A 17,017-nucleotide genomic window follows, 5' to 3' on the forward strand; every position below is an offset into this window, starting at 1 on the left:
ACGGCTAAGCCACTTGTTCTTCCTCGCCCGCGTGTCCGTGCTGGGTCTTGTCCCAGAAGAACGGATCAAAGGCCAGTTCCCATAGAGCTTTGTAGGCGGCCACGACCCCCAACGGGAAGTAGAGCCCCATGGTTGGGACGAAAGGGATCAGATACCGTCGCCGTGATGCCGAAACTGCGGCCAGCCCCGCTGCAAGCCCCAACACTTCTGCGGTTATGAAAAGCGCTGCGGCGCCGGCCAGAACCGAGGTCGGCAGCACCGTTTGCAGCGGGTGGTCAAGCCCGAGGATTACCAGCCAGAAGGACCACAGAACCGGGGCCAGTAGAAACTGCCCAAGCGTACCCAGAAAAAAGGCCTGCACTCCCAGAAACCGCGCCGTCCCCAAATCCCGCAGCAGACGATGCGGTGCGCGCATATGAACAAGGTAGGTCACCATGAACCCCTTGAGCCAGCGCGATCTCTGCTTGATCCAGGGCCAGGCGCGAAAATTGGCTTCTTCGAAGGTTACAGTGTCGATCATTTCCGTCCGGTAACCGGCACGCGCCAGTCGCACGCCCAGATCCGCATCTTCGGTTACGTTATGAGCATCCCAGCCGCCCAGTTCCTCCAGCTTGTCGCGGCGAAAGAAGAGCGTGGTTCCACCGAGCGGCACAACCAGCCCCAATCGGGCGATCCCAGGCAGAATGATGCGAAACCAGCTTGAGTACTCGATGGTAAAACAGCGCGCGCGCCAGCTGCTGCGAGGGTTGTAGAAATCTAGGATCCCCTGAAGGCAAACCACTTCCTCCGAAACATGAGCAAACCTGTCCACAACACGTTCGATCTGATCGGGAACCGGAGCATCTTCTGCATCCCAGACCCCAACGATGTCGCCGTCACAGAAATCGAGGGCATAGTTCATCGCCCTCGGCTTAGTGGTCAGACCGCCGTGAGCAGGGACCTCGATAACCCGGATCCAGGGTGGCAGGTCGGTCAGCGCGAGGGTTTCTCTGGTTATGGTGTCCTTTTCCTCTAGAACCAGCATCACGTCGAGAAGAACCTTGGGATAGGTCAGGCGGTTCAGCCTGTCGATCAGGTCTCCCGCAATTTCACGCTCCTGAAACAGCGGAACGAGCATGGAAACCTTGGGGAGTTGGTTTTGTGGCGGTTGCTTCGTGTCTCCGGCTTTGGGTGAGGGGGATTTCAGAGGTCCGTGGTTGAGCATGTGAACAACAAAACCCGCCCCCCGCAAGCCAACAAACATCGCGAGTGTCGCTGTTGCGGCAAGAAAGAGGATTGCCAATCCGGCACTGGGAAACATCGCCAGCATTACCAAAACAGACACGGCAGTAGCGATCAGGGGCAGTCTTTGTCGGGCTGTCCAGCCGCGGCAACTGAACTCCGGAGCAACCCGCACGGATGCTGCCCGCGCAAGATCGGCGGAAAACCGATCGGCCAGCGCGGTCATTATGTGTGCTTCGCTGGCCAAAACAGGAATGAGGTTCTGCAAGTCGGGCGGAAGATCACGGCGAAGGGCTTCGAACCGGTCGGGTCGGGCCGTTGCCACACTCAGCACCGGGCCGGATCGCGCCCAAGGAATCGCCCGGTGCCGCAACCAGATGTCCCTGTGTGCCAAGTTCGCAATGTCCGGGTCGGGAGGCGTTATTAGCAGGTCAACTTGCTTAACGCCCTGTTGCCGGGCGAGGGCGTCGCGCACTTGTTCGTCGGTTGCGTGGCCCTCGGCAACGAGGATCTCGCCTAGCGGGGCGCTGAGCCGCATCTGCTGTTCTAGTGCGCGCACCAGCTGAACATTTGTGATTGCCCCGCTTTCCACCAGATGCCTCCCGATCGGCACCCGCGAAGGGGGCGAAGACAGCGCCGGAGGACACTCCGGAGCCGGTGACAGCATCCGAAAAACCGGGTCGCTCATCATACCAATCCACGCAATTCAATTCTGCGCAGGATCACGGGGAAGCGGTTAACGCCCGGTTAACATGCCATAGCGGTCCGAGGAGCGGGTCAACCCGCCTTGCGGGCGGCCATGGCGTCAGCAAACCGTTCGAACAGGTAGAAGCTGTCCTGCGGTCCGGGGCTTGCTTCGGGGTGGTGTTGCACCGAATAGACCGGCCGGTCCTTGATCCGGATGCCGCAATTCGAGCCATCGAACAGGGACACATGGGTTTCCATCACACCGTCAGGCAAGCTTTGCGCGTCGACGGCAAAACCGTGGTTCATCGAGGTGATCTCGACCTTGCCGGTTTCGTAGTCCTTGACCGGGTGATTGGCCCCGTGATGCCCGTGATTCATCTTGACCGTCTTGGCGCCAAGGGCCAGCGCCAGCATCTGGTGACCGAGGCAGATCCCGAACACCGGAAGGTCGGTTTCGAGGATCTCGCGGATCATCGGCACCGCATACTCACCCGTTGCTGCCGGATCGCCGGGGCCGTTGGACAGGAATACTCCATCGGGCTGATGGGCCAGAACCTCCTCAGCCGTGGCTGTCGCAGGAAGTACGGTCACGTCGCACCCCGCCGAGGCAAGGCAGCGCAGGATGTTGCGCTTGGCACCATAGTCCACGGCGACGACCTTGTGCTGAGGTGCCTCCTGGCGGGAATACCCGTCAGGCCAGGCCCAACGCATCTCATCCCAGCGGTAGGACTGGGCACATGTGACGTCTTTGGCCAGATCCATGCCTTCCAGACCGGCAAAGCTGCGGGCTGCTGCAACCAGCGCCTCGATATCAAAGTTGCCTTGGGGGTCATGGGCCAGTGCCACATGTGGCGAACCCTGCTGGCGGATCGCACGGGTGAGACGACGGGTATCCACGCCTCCAATCGCGATCCGGCCGGTCCGGACCAGCCAGTCTTTCAGTTCCTCGGTCGTGCGCCAGTTCGAAGCAAGGGTCGGATCCCATTTGACCACCATTCCCTCGGCAACAGGTTCACCGGTTTCGTCATCGTCCGGGTTCACTCCGACATTGCCGATGTGCGGGAAGGTGAAGGTGACGATCTGACCGGCATAGGATGGATCCGTCATGATCTCCTGATAACCTGTCATCGCCGTGTTGAAGCAGAGTTCGGCCACGGTTTGACCGGTGGCTCCAAAGCCGATCCCGTAAAAGAGGGTTCCATCCGCCAGCGCCAGACATGCGGTAGGCTTGGAAGGGGCTGACTGGGCCATGACGAGACTCTCCTGCAGGTAAATCGGGGGATACGTAAGGGGGTTGAGCGCTGTGGTCAAGTCCGGAGAAAAATTGTCATATCTATATTTATCAATGACTTAACCTGTTACAAGGGTGGTTGTCTCATGCTTTTTCATTGAGTATGTTCGGGATCTTGAATTTCCATGGGGATGGAATGGAGAAAATGGATATGCGTGCACGAGTGGCGGAAGCCCTCAAAACGGCAATGAAGGAAAAGGCAACGGCGCGACTTTCGACCCTGCGCCTCATCAATGCCGCGATCAAGGACAAGGACATCGCTGTCCGGGGTGAGGGTGACGATGTCGTGGTCGGAGACGCCGAAGTTCTGGCGATTCTCGGTAAGATGACCAAACAGCGTCAGGAAAGCGCCCGGGCCTATGAAGAAGGCGGGCGTCTTGATCTGGCAGAGCGCGAGCGTGAGGAGATCTCGATAATCGAGGAGTTCCTACCCAAGCAGCTTGACGAGGACGAGGTCGCCGAGGCGATCCGCATCGCCATCACCTCAACCGGTGCCGGATCCATCCGTGACATGGGTAAGGTGATGGGAGAGCTGAAAGGCCGCTACACTGGCCAGATGGATTTCGGCAAGGTCGGCCCGATGGTCAAGGACCGCCTGTGTGCGGCCAGCGGCCAGTGCTGATCTGAATTCACCTATCTGAGTACAGGGCCGCGCTTGCTGAGCGCGGTCCTTTTTCCTTCGGTCCTCCGGTCGGGATTCCCCGGTTGCCCGGTCACCAGATTTTGTGACGTGTTGCTTCTCACCGATTCCGACAGTTTGCCAGTGGTCCGCGCCACTGTTCAGCGCAAGGCCCGGTCCAGTTCGTCATAGAGAGCCTTGCGTTCGTCTTCTGACAAGAACGCCCCGATTTCCACCTCGCGCCCACCACCTTTGAGCGTGACGTAGAAGGGCACAGGCCCGTCCTTTTCGTGCATTTCGGCCTTGGCCCAGTAGCGGTTGCAGTGCCACACCTGCATGTCTCCACCGGGGTTTTCGCGGGTCAGCCGGGCTATGCGGTCAGTCAGGGTCAGGGTCTCCAAAATGCGCCGGCTCCGGTAATTGGCTTCGATGGCGGCCCATATGCCGGCCACGACGATCAGAACGAAGGGCAGGATCCCCCAGAGCACCACCGACCCGAGAACCGCGATCATCGGCAGGGTGGCAAGGGCGAACAGCGCAAGGATCACCGCAGCGGCCCCGCGCGGAGGTAAGGAATTGTGCGGCCACAGGCGCAGCACACGCGTTGCTTCGGATGATGCCTCCTCGGGCGTGTGTTCTGTCCAACTATAGGGCATGCGGCAAAGATCTAGCAGGTTGGCAGGCTCTGTCGAGGGCCCGTTGCGCCCCCGGAAATGAAAAGCCCCGCCAGCGAGGCGGGGCTTGTCGGTGTCATGGCTTTGGGCCGGATCAGTGCGCGTGCACCTTGTCCCAGTCCTCACGCTTTGGCAGCTGCTCGAACGTGTGCTCGGGCGGCGGCGAGGGCAGGGTCCATTCCAGCGTGTCCGCATACTCGTTCCAGTAATTGTTCTCGGTCACCTTGGCCCCGCGATACAGGGTGTAGATGACAATGCCGAAGAACAGCAGGAACGATGCAAAAGACAGGAACGCGCCATAGGACGAGATCTTGTTCCAGTATGCAAAGGCCTCGGGGTAGTCGATGTAACGGCGCGGCATGCCTTGACGGCCCAGGAAGTGCTGGGGGAAGAAGGTCACGTTGGCGCCGATAAAGAAGGTCCAGAAGTGAATCTTGGCCCAGAACTCCGAGTATTGACGGCCGCTCATCTTGCCGAGGTAGAAGTAGACCCCTGCAAAGATCGCGAACACGGCGCCAAGGCTCATCACATAATGGAAGTGCGCAACGACGTAGTAGGTGTCATGATAGGCGCGGTCCAGCGATGCCTGCGAAAGAACCACCCCGGTCACACCGCCGACGGTGAACAGGAACAGGAAACCGAAGGCGAACAGCATCGGTGCCTTGAACTCGATCGAGCCGCCCCACATGGTCGCGATCCACGAGAAGATCTTAACACCCGTCGGAACCGCGATGACCATCGTTGCCAGCATGAAATAGGCCTGTTGGTTGAGCGACATGCCCACGGTGTACATGTGGTGCGCCCAGACGACGAAGCCCAGAACACCAATCGCGATCAGCGCCCAGACCATCGGCAGGTAGCCAAAGACCGGCTTGCGCGAGAAGGTGGCGATCACATGCGAGATCAGGCCAAAGCCGGGCAGGATCACGATGTACACTTCGGGGTGTCCAAAGAACCACAGGATGTGCTGATACAGGATAGGATCGCCGCCGCCTGCGGGGTCAAAGAAGGTGAACCCGAAGTTGCGGTCCATCAGCAGCATGGTGATTGCGCCCGCCAGAACCGGCAGCGACAGCAGGATCAGCCACGAGGTGACGAAGATGGACCAGCTGAACAGCGGAACCTTGAACAGTGTCATCCCGGGGGCACGCATGTTCAGGAACGTGGTGATCATGTTGATTGCGCCAAGGATCGAGGAGGCACCCGATACGTGCACGGCAAAGATCGCCAGATCCATCGACATACCGCCTTCGAGCGTCGAGAGCGGCGGGTATAGCACCCAACCCACGCCCGAGCCGAGCTGGTCGTTGCCTCCCGGGGTCAGCATCGATGCCACACCCAGCGAAGTACCGGCCACATAGAGCCAGAAGCTGAGGTTGTTCATCCGCGGGAACGCCATATCCGGCGCACCGATCTGCAGCGGCATGAAGTAGTTGCCGAAGCCGCCAAACAGGGCGGGAATGACCACGAAGAACATCATCAGGACGCCGTGATAGGTGATCATCACGTTCCAGAGATGGCCGTTCGGGGTGCAGGGATCGGCCAGAAGACCCTCCAGGCACATATACTGAACGCCGGGATCCATGAGCTCGAGGCGCATGAAAACGGTGAATACGACGGAAATCAGGCCCACGATCGCCGAAACGACCAGATAGAGGATCCCGATATCCTTGTGGTTGGTAGACATGAACCAGCGGGTGAAGAATCCACGCTGGTCTTCATGCTCGTGGCCATGAATGGCTGCGTCTGCCATTTAAGCTGCCTCCTGTTGCAATAGCTACGCCGCAAAGGGAGTCGCCCCTTCGCGTCGGTTTCCTGCTGGTTTTAGAATGCGTGTGCTTCTGCTTCAATGGCCGAGTTTGATCTAGATCAAGATAAATGGCCGCACCCCTCTTGTGGTGTGGGGGAATCCGGCAGGAAGCTGCATGTGTTGGGCCAATTCTGGGATGCGACCGGCAAAACCGGCCTTTCAGGGCGCAGTCGGAACGACGTGACCTTGACCTCGGGAATCGCCCGCAGCAGAAACGGGGCAGTCAGACAGGAGACCAGCATGGCCTATGATCCCGATAACATCTTCGCCAAAATCCTCCGCGGAGAGATCCCGTCAAACCGTGTTTTTGAAGATGATGAGACACTTGTGTTCATGGACATCATGCCTCGGGCCGACGGGCATCTGCTGGTGATTCCAAAAACACCCTGCCGCAACGTACTTGATGCCTCGCCCGAGCAACTGGCCGCCGTTATGAAGACGGTTCAGAAAATGGCCCATGTTGTAACGCAGGCCCTGGGGGCCGACGGTGTCACTGTGCAGCAGTTCAACGAAGCTGCCGGCGGGCAGGAGGTTTTTCACCTGCATTTCCACATCCTGCCACGCCATGAGGGTGTCAGCTTGCGGGCGCCTGGCCAGATGGGCGACATGGAGCAGATCGCTGCATTGGCCGAAAAAATCCGAGCAGCCACCTGATAGATCAGAGATTTCTATTGCAATATTTCAATGATTTACGGGGAGATCTTCAGCCATCCTTGGTTCTGGCCGCCCTAACAGTTTGCCCGCGGTCAATACGGTTCGTCAGTCACCGAATATCTCTTGGAACGTTTTGCGCAGCGCCACGTCCACGTCTGACATGGTGACGGGCAATCCCAGATCCACGAGACTGGTCACGCCATGTTCAGAGATGCCGCAGGGAACGATCCCTGAGAAATGTTCCAGATCCGGCTCTACATTGATCGAGATTCCGTGAAAGCTGATCCACTTTCGCAGCCGTATCCCAATGGCGGCGACCTTGTCTTCGGCTTTTGCGCCGGTTGCCGTCAGCGGCTTGTCATCCCGCTGCACCCACACGCCGACCCGGCCGCAGCGAATCTCGCCCCTGACGTTGAACTCTGCCAATGCGGCGATCACCCATTCTTCGAGCTGTTTCACAAATCGACGCACATCATGCCCACGTTTGCCGACGTCCAGCATGACATAGACAACCCGCTGCCCGGGGCCGTGATACGTATACTGACCGCCGCGCTTGCTGGCGTAGACCGGGAATCTGTCGGGATCGGTCAGGTCTTCGCGCTGCGCCGAGGTGCCGGCGCTATAGAGCGGCGGGTGCTCCACCAGCCAGATGCACTCTTCGGCCGTTCCGGCGGCAATCTGCGCGGCCCGGTCCTCCATGAAGCGGACGGCGTCGTCATAATCCGTCAGCCCGTCTGTCACGATCCATTCCATGGGCGTGTTCCTAACCTGTGGCCGCGGACGAGGGAAGGGGTCAGGCGGCTTCGGCCAGACAGCGTTCGATCACCTGGACATATGTGTCTTCGCCCTGTGCGCCGGTCACAAGGTATTTTCCGCCGAAAACCATTGCGGGCACTCCGCGCACGCCCCGATCGGTCCAGAATTTCTGCTTTTCTCGCACAGCGGCGGCATGATCGCCCAACCGCAGCGCTTCGCGCGCCGCGTCAGGGTCAAGCCCGGCCTCTCCGGCCGCTGCGACCAGAACATCGATTTGGGACACGTCCCTGCCTTGGGTGAAATAGGCGGTGAACAGGGCCAGCTTCAGAGGGTGCTGTCGCCCTTTGCCTTCGGCCCAGTCCAATAGCTGATGGGCTTGGAACGTGTTCACAATGCGGCTGTCGTCGCTGAAATTGAACTCAAACCCCACTTCTTTCCCTAGCCTTGTCAGTTGCTCGCGCGCCTGTTGGCTCTGCGCGGCAGTCGTGCCGTATTTTTCCATGATATGGTCGCGCAGATTCTGCCCCTCGGCCGGCATTGTGGAATTCAGCTCGAACGGGTGCCAGCGAAGGTGCGCAAGAACACCGGTTCGGGACAGGGCGCGATCCAGTTGACGATAGCCCACGATACACCATGGGCACACCACATCTGAAACGATATCAATCTGCAGAACCGGGCGAGATGGATCGGTCGTCATGGGTTGCTCCTGCGGATCACCACGTCGGGATATTGCACCGATACCGGAAATCAATCCATCCCGTGTTTTTGCCTCTTCACATCCCCCAAAGCCTCGTCTATACGCCCCTACACCAAGCCTGACAGTGCGGTCGTGGCGGAATTGGTAGACGCGCAGCGTTGAGGTCGCTGTGGGGTAACACCCGTGGAAGTTCGAGTCTTCTCGACCGCACCATCTTTCTCAGACAATCTGCTGTTGATCGGTACTTTTTGTGCAGATGTCGGTGTTCGATTACCCGTTTTTTGACACACGGATCGGATGAAGAACCCTATGAACCTGGTCGTTACGCCTCGAGATTCGGGTTGTCGGGTCCGCTGTTCCTGTCCCAAACCAATCTAAAGTCCGAGCACGAAGACACTTCAACTGACCACGCCTCACCGGCGGATCAGTTGTAACTTTGCTGGCAGGGCGTTCCATGGTCTGCGGAATTGCACAGGGCGAACCAACAGCGTTGGTCGCGCCCCAGCCCGGGGTTAGTGTTTGTCCGCGCGACCTTGCACCAGAGCCCAGATACGACCGGGGGTAAGCGGGATGTCGATCTGCTTGGTTTCATGGCCCCGCAGCGCGTCGGCGACGGCATTGGCGGCGGCTGCGATCGCGCCAACGGTTCCCGCTTCGCCGCAGCCCTTTACCCCTAACGGGTTTGCTGAGGAGGGCACTGGTTCATTGCAGTAGTCGAAGGCAGGAAAGTCGGTGGCTCGTGGCATCGCATAGTCCATGAAGCTTGCTGTCAGAAGCTGACCATCCTCATCGAACGCGGTGTTTTCAATCAGCGCCTGTCCGATTCCCTGCGCGCAGCCTCCGTGGACCTGCCCTTCGACCAACACGGGATTGAGCAGGTTTCCGAAATCACTCACCACCGTGTACCGGTCGAGCGTTACAGATCCGGTCTCGGGGTCGACCTCGACCTCTGCAACATGGGCGCCGTTTGGAAAGGCCCAGGTGTCAATCTCGCCAACACCTTCGACCGAGAGTAGATCGAGGCGCCCCGCAGCGCGGATCATTTCTGCGGCATCCAGCAGGGAGGGCGTCAGGTTCGAGCCGGGCGCCCGAAATGTCTCCCCATCGAATTCGATTTCTTGGGGATCAACACCCATGGCTTCGGCCAGAACCGGTCGGAACGCCTCGACCGTATTGGCAACCGTCACCAAAGTTGCATTGCCAACGGTTGTGGCCGAGCTTGAGCCGCCGGTTCCCACTCCGATGCCCACCCTGTCGCTGTCACCCTGTTCAATACTGATCCTGTCTTCGGGAAGGCCGGAATGATCCGCCAGGAACATCGTAAACACGCTTTCATGCCCCTGTCCGGCAGATTGGGAGGGAACCGTCAGTTTGATTTTTTCGTCTTCTAAAAAATCCAGCCGCGTGCTGACCTTGGAGCTGCCGATGGCGTTCATGATGTAGTAACTCAACCCGATCCCGCGAAGTCGACCCTGGGATCCGCTGGCAGCCTTGCGCCGCTCGAAACCATCAATATCTGCGATACTTGCGGCTCGGTTGAGAACCTTTTCGTAATCAGCCGGGTCATATTGCTCTCCCATGGCGGTGGAGTAGGGGAATTGACCGGGCTGGATGAAATTCCGGCGTCGCAGCTCCCACGGGTCCACGCCGAGATCATTGGCGGCATAGTCCATCATCCGTTCAAGAAGATAACTCGCCTCGGCACGTCCGGCCCCGCGATAGGCATCTGTCTGTGCCGAGTTGGTGTAGATGCCCTTTACGTTCAGGGCGCAGTTCTGAACGTGATAGGCACCGGTCAGGACCATTGCAAAATAGTCGGTTTGGATGAGTTGACCCAGATCGCTGTTATAGGCCCCCAGATTGCACGCCGTATCGACGCGATACCCGATCAGTCGGTAGTTTTCGTCAAATGCCATCTCGGCCAGGTGCTCCAGATCACGTGCGCCGGCATCGGTCTGCATTGCCTCAATACGCTCGGACATCCAGCGGACGGCGCGTTGCAATTCGTGCGCTGCATAGGCCACGAGAATGGGCTCGGGATAGGACATGGCCTTCATACCGAAGCCACCACCCACATCAGGTGTCGTCACCCGGATTGTCTCCGGTGCGAGGCCAAGGATCTGCGACAGCGAATCCCGTGTGCTGTCGACACCCTGACCATTGACCGCGACATGCAGCCTTCCATCCGAGGGCAGAGCATAGCACCCGCGCGGTTCGATTGAATTGACCGTGATCCTGTTGTTTCGCACGGATCTGGATACCTTGTGCGCAGCCCGTTCAAAGGCAGCCTGACAGGCAGAGATATCCCCCTTGGACCAATGAAATGCACAGTTGTCCGGCACCTCTGCGTGCAATGGGGGTCCACCTTCGCTGAGACGGGTGTGCGCCGAAATTTCTTCGTATTCGAATTCAACCTGTTCGCACGCATCCTTGGCGATATGAGGTGTTTCTGCGATGACCACGGCAAGAGGTTCGCCGACAAAGCGCACCTTGTCTTCTGCCAGCAGCGGGCGACGCGGCGCGGCCCCGGTGCTGCCATCCGGGCATACCAGAACCTCAAAGGGCAGCCCGTCGACGATCCCGGCGGCGTGAAGGTCAGCGGCAGCCAACACCAGATGCACACCCTGCATCTCACGGGCTTCGGACAGATCCAGCTTTGTTATTTTGGCATGGGCGACCGGCGATCTGAAGAAATGGGCATAAAGCGCGTCGGGCGGCGCTGTATTTTCGACAAATGTTCCTTGGCCTTGCAGCAGCCTGACATCCTCGCGCCGAGTCCAGCGGCGGCGGGCTCCGAATTTCTTCATGAGATTCTCCTGCTTGCGACAAGGGCAGTAACTCTGAACATTGTCACCATCGGGACCAAACACCTAGCATTAAGCGACGCCGGAAATGATGTTCCCGGCTTGAGCCGGAAAATCAGAAATTCTCGGGCCGGTGGCAGCCCGTTGTTCGGGCCACATGTCTAATCGGCTTTTTGCTTTCAGCGAAGGATACCGAATACCTGCCGAAACAATTGGCTGGCAAACCGGCGGAACCGGTGCCAAGGTTTTCAACGAGATATGACAAGGATGAGGCCACTGAATGGAGCCAGCTTCGGAAGCCGCGTCTTCGGTGTTGGATGAGACCGGCAAGGAAATCGATTCCCTGCTGTCGTATTTGACGGTGGAGGCCCTGATCTGGCCGCTTGTTGGTGTGTTCTTGGTGTTCATCCTGCGCAAGCGTATCTCAGCCTTGTGCCTTGTCGCCGTGAGGGCGCTTCTGAAACGGTTCGATGTCGCGTTAAGCGACGAGGTTTCCGGGCAGCTCAAAACAGCCGCAGAAATCCTGATCGTGACCTTCTCGGTCTATGTGACCTTTGAGATTCTGGTCCCGGACGGTGTGGCCAAAGTATTCCTGAACAGAGTTTTGGCGTCGGTTGCCATCGTCGCCATCTTCGGGGCCTGGTTCCAACTCAGCGGGCCGTTTGCGTCGCTGCTGCAAAACGATAAATCCAGCCTTGTGACGTCGGAAGCGGGCTGGATCGAGAGGATCACGCAATTTGCCATTTTGCTGTTTGGCCTGACGTCGTTGCTCAAGGTCTGGCAGATAGACATTTCAGGCGCCCTTACCGGGGTCGGTGTTCTGGGGGCAGGGCTGGCCATCGCCACCCAGGACCTGATCCGCAACCTCGTTGCTGGAATGACCAATATCAGCGAAAAGCGGTTCGAGACCGGCGATGCGATCGAGGTCGAAGGTCAGTTTGTCGGGACCGTAAAGAGGATCGATCTGAGATCCACGCTCGTTGTCGGGTTTGACCAGATCCCCCGTCATATTCCCAACTCTGAACTGTCCAACACGATCGTACTGAATTATTCGGCTCGCAGCCACAGGCGGGTCATGTTGAAAGTGCCCTTGTTGCGGTCGTCCACACAGGAACAGATCGAAACCGTGCGTGATGGGCTGCGCGAATACCACAAATCCTGCGGGGACTTCGAGCTTGGCAGCGATGCGCCTGATTACATCTATGTGGCAGAGCTTGGTCCGAGTTCGGTAGATATCCTGATCTATGTCTGGACGATCGGGCCGGATTACGAGCAGTTCCTTGCCGCGACCGAAAGACTGACCTTTGAAATTCTGAAGGTGACCCGCGCCGCGGGGACAGGGCTCGCTTATCCGACTCAGACCCTGAATGTCGATCCGCGCAGCCTGCCGGATTTCAAAGCAGCGGACTGAACAGACGCGCGATGGGCGCTCCATGGCGTTCGCTGAACTTCCTCTCTGACAGTTTCTGCGACAACCGGAACGATCTGGCAAAGTCGGCCTCGAACATGGCGGCAGTCTGATCTGCTGTTTCCTTGTCGAAGATGATCGCGGTTTCTTCGAAATTCAGGCGGCAGGACCGGTTGTCCAGATTGGTCGTGCCGACTGATGAAATCTTGTCATCCACCAGAACGACTTTCTGATGCATGAAGCCTTCGTTGTATCGCCAGACTTCTACACCGGCTGCGATGATTTCATCAAAATAGGCCAGTGCTGCCAGCCACGGGATCTTGTGGTCAATCACTTCAGGTGTCAGGACTTTGACGTCGACACCGCGCATGGCAGCGAGTTTCAGGCTGGTCAGGATGTCATTTTCCGGCACGAAATAGGGCGACGCGATCCACAACCTTTCCGTTGCGGCATTGATCAGCGAACAGAAATAAAGGCTTCCGGTATCGAACCGGTCCCCCGGTCCGGTCGCGACGATGATCCCGTCCTTGTTGGCCTCGGCAAGTGTTATGTCCCAGTTGAGGTCGCCAATCAGGTTTTCGGTTGTCGCCCAGTGCCAGTCCTCGGCAAAAATCAGTTGCAGCTGTTGAACGATCGGACCGGACAGCCGGGCATGGGTATCGCGCCAGAGGCCGAATTTCGGGTCTTCGCCCATATACTCGTCGCCCATGTTCAAGCCACCGGTGAAGCCAACCTTGCCGTCAACCACAACCGTTTTGCGGTGATTGCGAAAGTTGATCTGGAACCGGCTCCTTGGCCCGCCACGTGCGTGTGCGTTCACGACTTCGACGCCCCCTTCGGTCAGGGTTTCAAGATACTGTTTGGGTAGTTTGATGCAGCCCACGGCATCATAGATCAACCGGACCTTCACACCATTCCGGGCCCGGTCCAGCAAAACGTCACGCAGCCGTCCCCCGACTTTGTCGTCATTGATGATGTAAGACTGGACAAGTACGTAATTCTGGGCAGTCTCGATTGCCCCGAATATAGCGTTGAAGGTTTCTTCTCCGTCGATCAGCAACTCAAGATCATTTCCTGCCCCGACGGGAATATCGCCAATGTGTTCCAAGGCGTCATACAATCCCGAGTTTTCTTTCAGGTTCGGTGCATGTTCCTGTTTGAACGCCTGCAGGCCGCTTATGATTTCCTCGCTGTCGCGCCGGCCTGTCAGATACCCATCGAAGTTGAAACTGCCGAGAAACAGAAAGGCGGGAACAGCCACGTAGGGGGCGGCGATCAGAAAGACGACCCAGGCGACCGACCCTTGCGGTGTGCGGGCGTGGCGCACGGCCAGTACTGCACAATACAGGGCGAAAGCTTCGAGCAGTAAAAGAAGAATCAGGCCTATCTCGATCGACACGTGAAATCTCCCTTTCTTGCGCGGTCTAGATCGCAGGTTAGCGCCAAAAACGCCACGGACACAAACATTTGGACACGATCCAGAGCAGACCGGCCTGACCGGGCGAGTGTTGCTGCGTGTCTATTCTCCGATCCTGTCGTGATCGGTCAGGCATTCGGAATGGTCGCGCAGAACATCCAGAACACGGCAGTCGCCAGCCCGACCCCCGGCGCATTCCGAGATCATTCTCTTGAGTTCCTTTTCCAGCGCCTTGAGGCGCAGAATCCGCTGTTGCACCTGCACCAGCTGGCGCTGGGCAATGGAATCCGCCTCGGAACAAGGTTGATCCGGATGATCCGCCAGATCCAGCAATTCCCGGATGGCATCAAGCGAAAAGCCAAGCTGCCGACCGTGCCGCACGAAGGCCAGCCGGTCGAGATCCTCGGAGGTGTAGCGCCGTTGACCGCCCGGGCTGCGGTCCGGTTCGTTCAGAAGCCCGATCTGTTCGTAATACCGGATGGTCTGAACCTTTGTTCCGGTTTTTCGGGATAACGCACCGATGGAGAACATTATGAACCTATAGCGACTGTAGTTTTGTCAATTGAGTAACGGTTGGCAAGCGGTCAGGCAAGAGCCAAAAAAGTGAAAGAAATTGCTTGAAGCTACAGTTGCTAGAGGTCCTATCCTCGGGGAAAGATCAAGATTCCGGAGCAACCAGAATGCCACATGATGGCCAGACCACACACCAACCAGATGCTGCACGTGACAATTCTCAAGGATGTTGCGGGGGGCATACCAAGATCCCGAAACCAACCGCTCTGGGCGGAGAAGGACGCAATTTCCATGTCACGGGTCTCGATTGTGCTGAAGAGGTGGCGATTCTGAACACGGTGCTTGCGCCTGAACTTGGCGGCGAAGCGCACCTTGCCTTTGACGTGATAAATGCCCGGATGACGGTGCTGCAAAGTGCCAAGCCGCTGACCGATGCAGAAATCCAGAAGATCGTCGCAAGCACCGGCATGCAGGCAAAACCTTGGGACCAAGCTGGCGCAAACCAAGATCATGCCGCTCATTTTGCCCGGCAGATAAGGTTCACCCTGTTGTCGGCAAGCTTCTGGGCGCTGGGGCTTGGCTATCACGTGGTCGAGACCGGAGCCTCTGGTCTGTTGAAGATTTTTTCAGGTCATGGCGCTGTTGCGATGCCTGCGGTCGAGACCGCCTGTTTTCTGCTGTCCGTTGTGTTCGGAGCGTGGCTGGTTGCACCAAAGGCATGGTCGGCCGCGCGGCGGCTGGCACCGGACATGAACCTGCTGATGATCGTTGCGGTCGCCGGGGCGATCGCGTTGGGCGAGTATTTCGAAGCTGCCACCGTTGCCTTCTTCTTTGCCCTGTCCCTGACGCTGGAAAGCTGGAGCGTGGGGCGCGCCCGCAATGCGATATCCGCGCTGTTGGATCTGGCACCACCCGTGGCGCGGGTGATCGGGCCAGACGGAACCGAGCGCGATGTCCCCCCGGCAGAGGTGACTGTCGGCACCCGTTTCGTGGTGCGCGGGGGCGACCGGGTTCCACTGGACGGGATTGTTGTCAGCGGGGCAGGGGCGGTGGATCAGGCCCCAATCACCGGCGAAAGCGCGCTCGTTGCCAAGGACGCCGGTGACGAAGTCTATGCCGGAACGATCAACGGCGACGGCACCCTGACGATCCGGGCGACCAAACCGGCGACCGACACCGTGCTTGCCCGGATTACCCGCATGGTCAGCGATGCCCATTCCCGCCGCGCCGAGGTCGAACAATGGGTGACACGATTTGCCCGCATCTACACGCCGATCATCATGGGGTTGGCGGTGTTGATCGCATTGGGCCCGCCCCTGTTCGGCGCGGACTGGGCCACCTGGTTTTACAATGCTCTGGTTCTGCTCGTCATAGCATGCCCCTGCGCGCTCGTTATTTCGACCCCGGTGTCCATCGTGGCAGCCCTGGCCGCCGCTGCGCGCAACGGCGTGCTGATCAAGGGCGGCGCCTATGTTGAGATACCGGGTCGGCTGACCGCGCTTGCGATGGACAAGACCGGGACCATAACCGAGGGCGAACCGGAAGTGGCCGATCTGATCGCCTTGTCGGGCAGCGAGCGGGAATTGCTGGTGATCGCCGCAGCTCTCGAAGCACGTTCTTCGCATCCGCTTGCGCGCGCGATTCTGTCACGCGCTGGCTCCGTGGCCCCTGCCGCCAACACCCGGACCGTGCCGGGACGCGGCGTGGAAGGTGAGATTGAGGGCCGTTCCGTCTGGTTGGGGTCGGCCCGCTTTGCTGCCGAAAAGGGGGCAGAGATACCTTTGGATCTCGCAAGGCGGATCGAGGATGCGGGCAGCACATTGGTTGCGGTTGGCGACGGGGCGGTCTTGTTGGGTGTTCTGGAGTTGCGAGACCGTATCCGCCCCGATGCGGGCTCGGTCATTGCCCGGTTGCATGAGATGGGGGTCGCAAAGATCGTCATGCTGACCGGAGACAACCCCCGAACCGCTCGGGCCGTGGCCGGTGCTGTGGGGGTCGACGATGTTCAGGCGGGGCTTTTGCCGCAGGACAAGGTAACCGCAATCGAAGCGCTGACCCGTGAACATGACGTGGTTGCGATGATCGGTGACGGTGTAAACGATGCGCCGGCCATGGCTCGGGCCGACTTTGCCATAGCCATGGGCGCGGTTGGTTCGGACGCCGCCATCGAAACTGCGGACATCGCCCTGATGAGCGATGACATAAGCAAACTCCCTTGGCTGGTGGGCCATAGCCGCCGCACGATGGGCGTGATCCGTCAGAATATCAGCGTGGCGCTGGCGACAAAGGCGGTGTTCGTTGCCCTGACTGCAATGGGTATGGCGACCATGTGGGGGGCGATCGCCGCCGATGTCGGGGTCTCGCTGGCCGTGGTAGCCAACGCGCTCAGGCTGTTGAACCCGGGCAAAGCTGAATGATTTTCGTCGCCGCACCAAGCAAAGAAAAACCCCGCCAGAGTTGCTCTGG

12 protein-coding genes, 1 tRNA gene and 1 pseudogene are annotated in these 17,017 nt (G+C 58.9%); 5 read left to right on the forward strand and 9 right to left on the reverse strand.

Annotated elements, in window-relative coordinates:
* Nucleotides 1–4: 4 nt before the first annotated feature.
* Together ACP15U_RS02730 and carA are read right to left on the reverse strand one after the other, a co-directional pair.
* A complete protein-coding gene (locus tag ACP15U_RS02730; RefSeq protein WP_425043586.1) occupies nucleotides 5–1,909 on the reverse strand; it encodes a glycosyltransferase family 2 protein in 1,905 nt (634 codons plus the stop codon).
* A gap of 89 nt (nucleotides 1,910–1,998) precedes the next feature.
* Nucleotides 1,999–3,159 (reverse strand): glutamine-hydrolyzing carbamoyl-phosphate synthase small subunit, encoded by a 1,161-nt coding sequence (carA, locus tag ACP15U_RS02735; RefSeq protein ID WP_425043587.1) that lies wholly within the window; start codon nucleotides 3,157–3,159, stop codon nucleotides 1,999–2,001.
* A gap of 185 nt (nucleotides 3,160–3,344) precedes the next feature.
* Between carA and ACP15U_RS02740 the strand changes: the two genes are divergently transcribed.
* Nucleotides 3,345–3,821 carry a GatB/YqeY domain-containing protein gene (locus ACP15U_RS02740; RefSeq protein ID WP_425043588.1) on the forward strand — a complete coding sequence of 159 codons (477 nt, stop codon included), beginning with the start codon at nucleotides 3,345–3,347 and terminating at the stop codon, nucleotides 3,819–3,821.
* Nucleotides 3,822–3,979: 158 nt separating this feature from the next.
* On the opposite strand, the gene ACP15U_RS02745 is transcribed toward ACP15U_RS02740, so the two are convergent.
* On the reverse strand, nucleotides 3,980–4,474 hold the full coding sequence (locus tag ACP15U_RS02745; protein WP_425043589.1) for a DUF2244 domain-containing protein: 495 nt from the start codon (nucleotides 4,472–4,474) through the stop codon (nucleotides 3,980–3,982).
* Between the two features lie 112 nt (nucleotides 4,475–4,586).
* On the reverse strand, nucleotides 4,587–6,245 hold the full coding sequence (ctaD, locus tag ACP15U_RS02750) for a cytochrome c oxidase subunit I (RefSeq protein ID WP_425043590.1): 1,659 nt from the start codon (nucleotides 6,243–6,245) through the stop codon (nucleotides 4,587–4,589).
* Nucleotides 6,246–6,542: 297 nt separating this feature from the next.
* Between ctaD and ACP15U_RS02755 the strand changes: the two genes are divergently transcribed.
* Complete coding sequence (locus ACP15U_RS02755) at nucleotides 6,543–6,956, forward strand: HIT family protein (protein ID WP_425043591.1); 414 nt, start codon at nucleotides 6,543–6,545, stop codon at nucleotides 6,954–6,956.
* Nucleotides 6,957–7,061: 105 nt separating this feature from the next.
* Here ACP15U_RS02755 and lipB read toward each other — a convergent pair.
* Together lipB and ACP15U_RS02765 are read right to left on the reverse strand one after the other, a co-directional pair.
* Nucleotides 7,062–7,712, reverse strand: a pseudogene (lipB, locus tag ACP15U_RS02760) (lipoyl(octanoyl) transferase LipB); the annotation flags it as partial.
* A 37-nt stretch (nucleotides 7,713–7,749) separates the two neighbouring features.
* A complete protein-coding gene (locus ACP15U_RS02765) occupies nucleotides 7,750–8,409 on the reverse strand; it encodes a DsbA family oxidoreductase (RefSeq protein WP_425043592.1) in 660 nt (219 codons plus the stop codon).
* A gap of 126 nt (nucleotides 8,410–8,535) precedes the next feature.
* On the opposite strand from ACP15U_RS02765, the gene ACP15U_RS02770 reads away from it, so the two are divergent.
* Nucleotides 8,536–8,622: transfer RNA gene (locus ACP15U_RS02770), tRNA-Leu, on the forward strand.
* A gap of 299 nt (nucleotides 8,623–8,921) precedes the next feature.
* Here the strand turns inward: ACP15U_RS02770 and ACP15U_RS02775 are convergent.
* Nucleotides 8,922–11,216, reverse strand: coding sequence for a xanthine dehydrogenase family protein molybdopterin-binding subunit (locus ACP15U_RS02775; RefSeq protein WP_425043593.1), 2,295 nt, complete (start codon nucleotides 11,214–11,216; stop codon nucleotides 8,922–8,924).
* A 277-nt stretch (nucleotides 11,217–11,493) separates the two neighbouring features.
* Here ACP15U_RS02775 and ACP15U_RS02780 point away from each other — a divergent pair, with 277 nt between their 5' ends.
* Nucleotides 11,494–12,624: a mechanosensitive ion channel family protein gene (locus tag ACP15U_RS02780; RefSeq protein WP_425043594.1), complete on the forward strand. Its 1,131-nt coding sequence runs from the start codon at nucleotides 11,494–11,496 to the stop codon at nucleotides 12,622–12,624.
* Here the strand turns inward: ACP15U_RS02780 and cls are convergent.
* Together cls and ACP15U_RS02790 are read right to left on the reverse strand one after the other, a co-directional pair.
* Nucleotides 12,608–14,020 (reverse strand): cardiolipin synthase, encoded by a 1,413-nt coding sequence (gene cls / locus ACP15U_RS02785; RefSeq protein ID WP_425043595.1) that lies wholly within the window; start codon nucleotides 14,018–14,020, stop codon nucleotides 12,608–12,610. The two genes, ACP15U_RS02780 and cls, sit on opposite strands and share 17 nt — an antisense overlap.
* A gap of 120 nt (nucleotides 14,021–14,140) precedes the next feature.
* Nucleotides 14,141–14,569, reverse strand: a complete 429-nt coding sequence (locus ACP15U_RS02790; RefSeq protein WP_425043596.1) for a MerR family transcriptional regulator — start codon at nucleotides 14,567–14,569, stop codon at nucleotides 14,141–14,143.
* Nucleotides 14,570–14,718: 149 nt separating this feature from the next.
* Between ACP15U_RS02790 and ACP15U_RS02795 the strand changes: the two genes are divergently transcribed.
* Nucleotides 14,719–16,968, forward strand: a complete 2,250-nt coding sequence (locus tag ACP15U_RS02795) for a heavy metal translocating P-type ATPase (RefSeq protein WP_425043597.1) — start codon at nucleotides 14,719–14,721, stop codon at nucleotides 16,966–16,968.
* The last annotated feature ends 49 nt before the right edge of the window (nucleotides 16,969–17,017 follow it).

This window comes from Primorskyibacter sp. S87, assembly GCF_049801055.1.
GTDB lineage: Bacteria > Pseudomonadota > Alphaproteobacteria > Rhodobacterales > Rhodobacteraceae > JBNAGF01.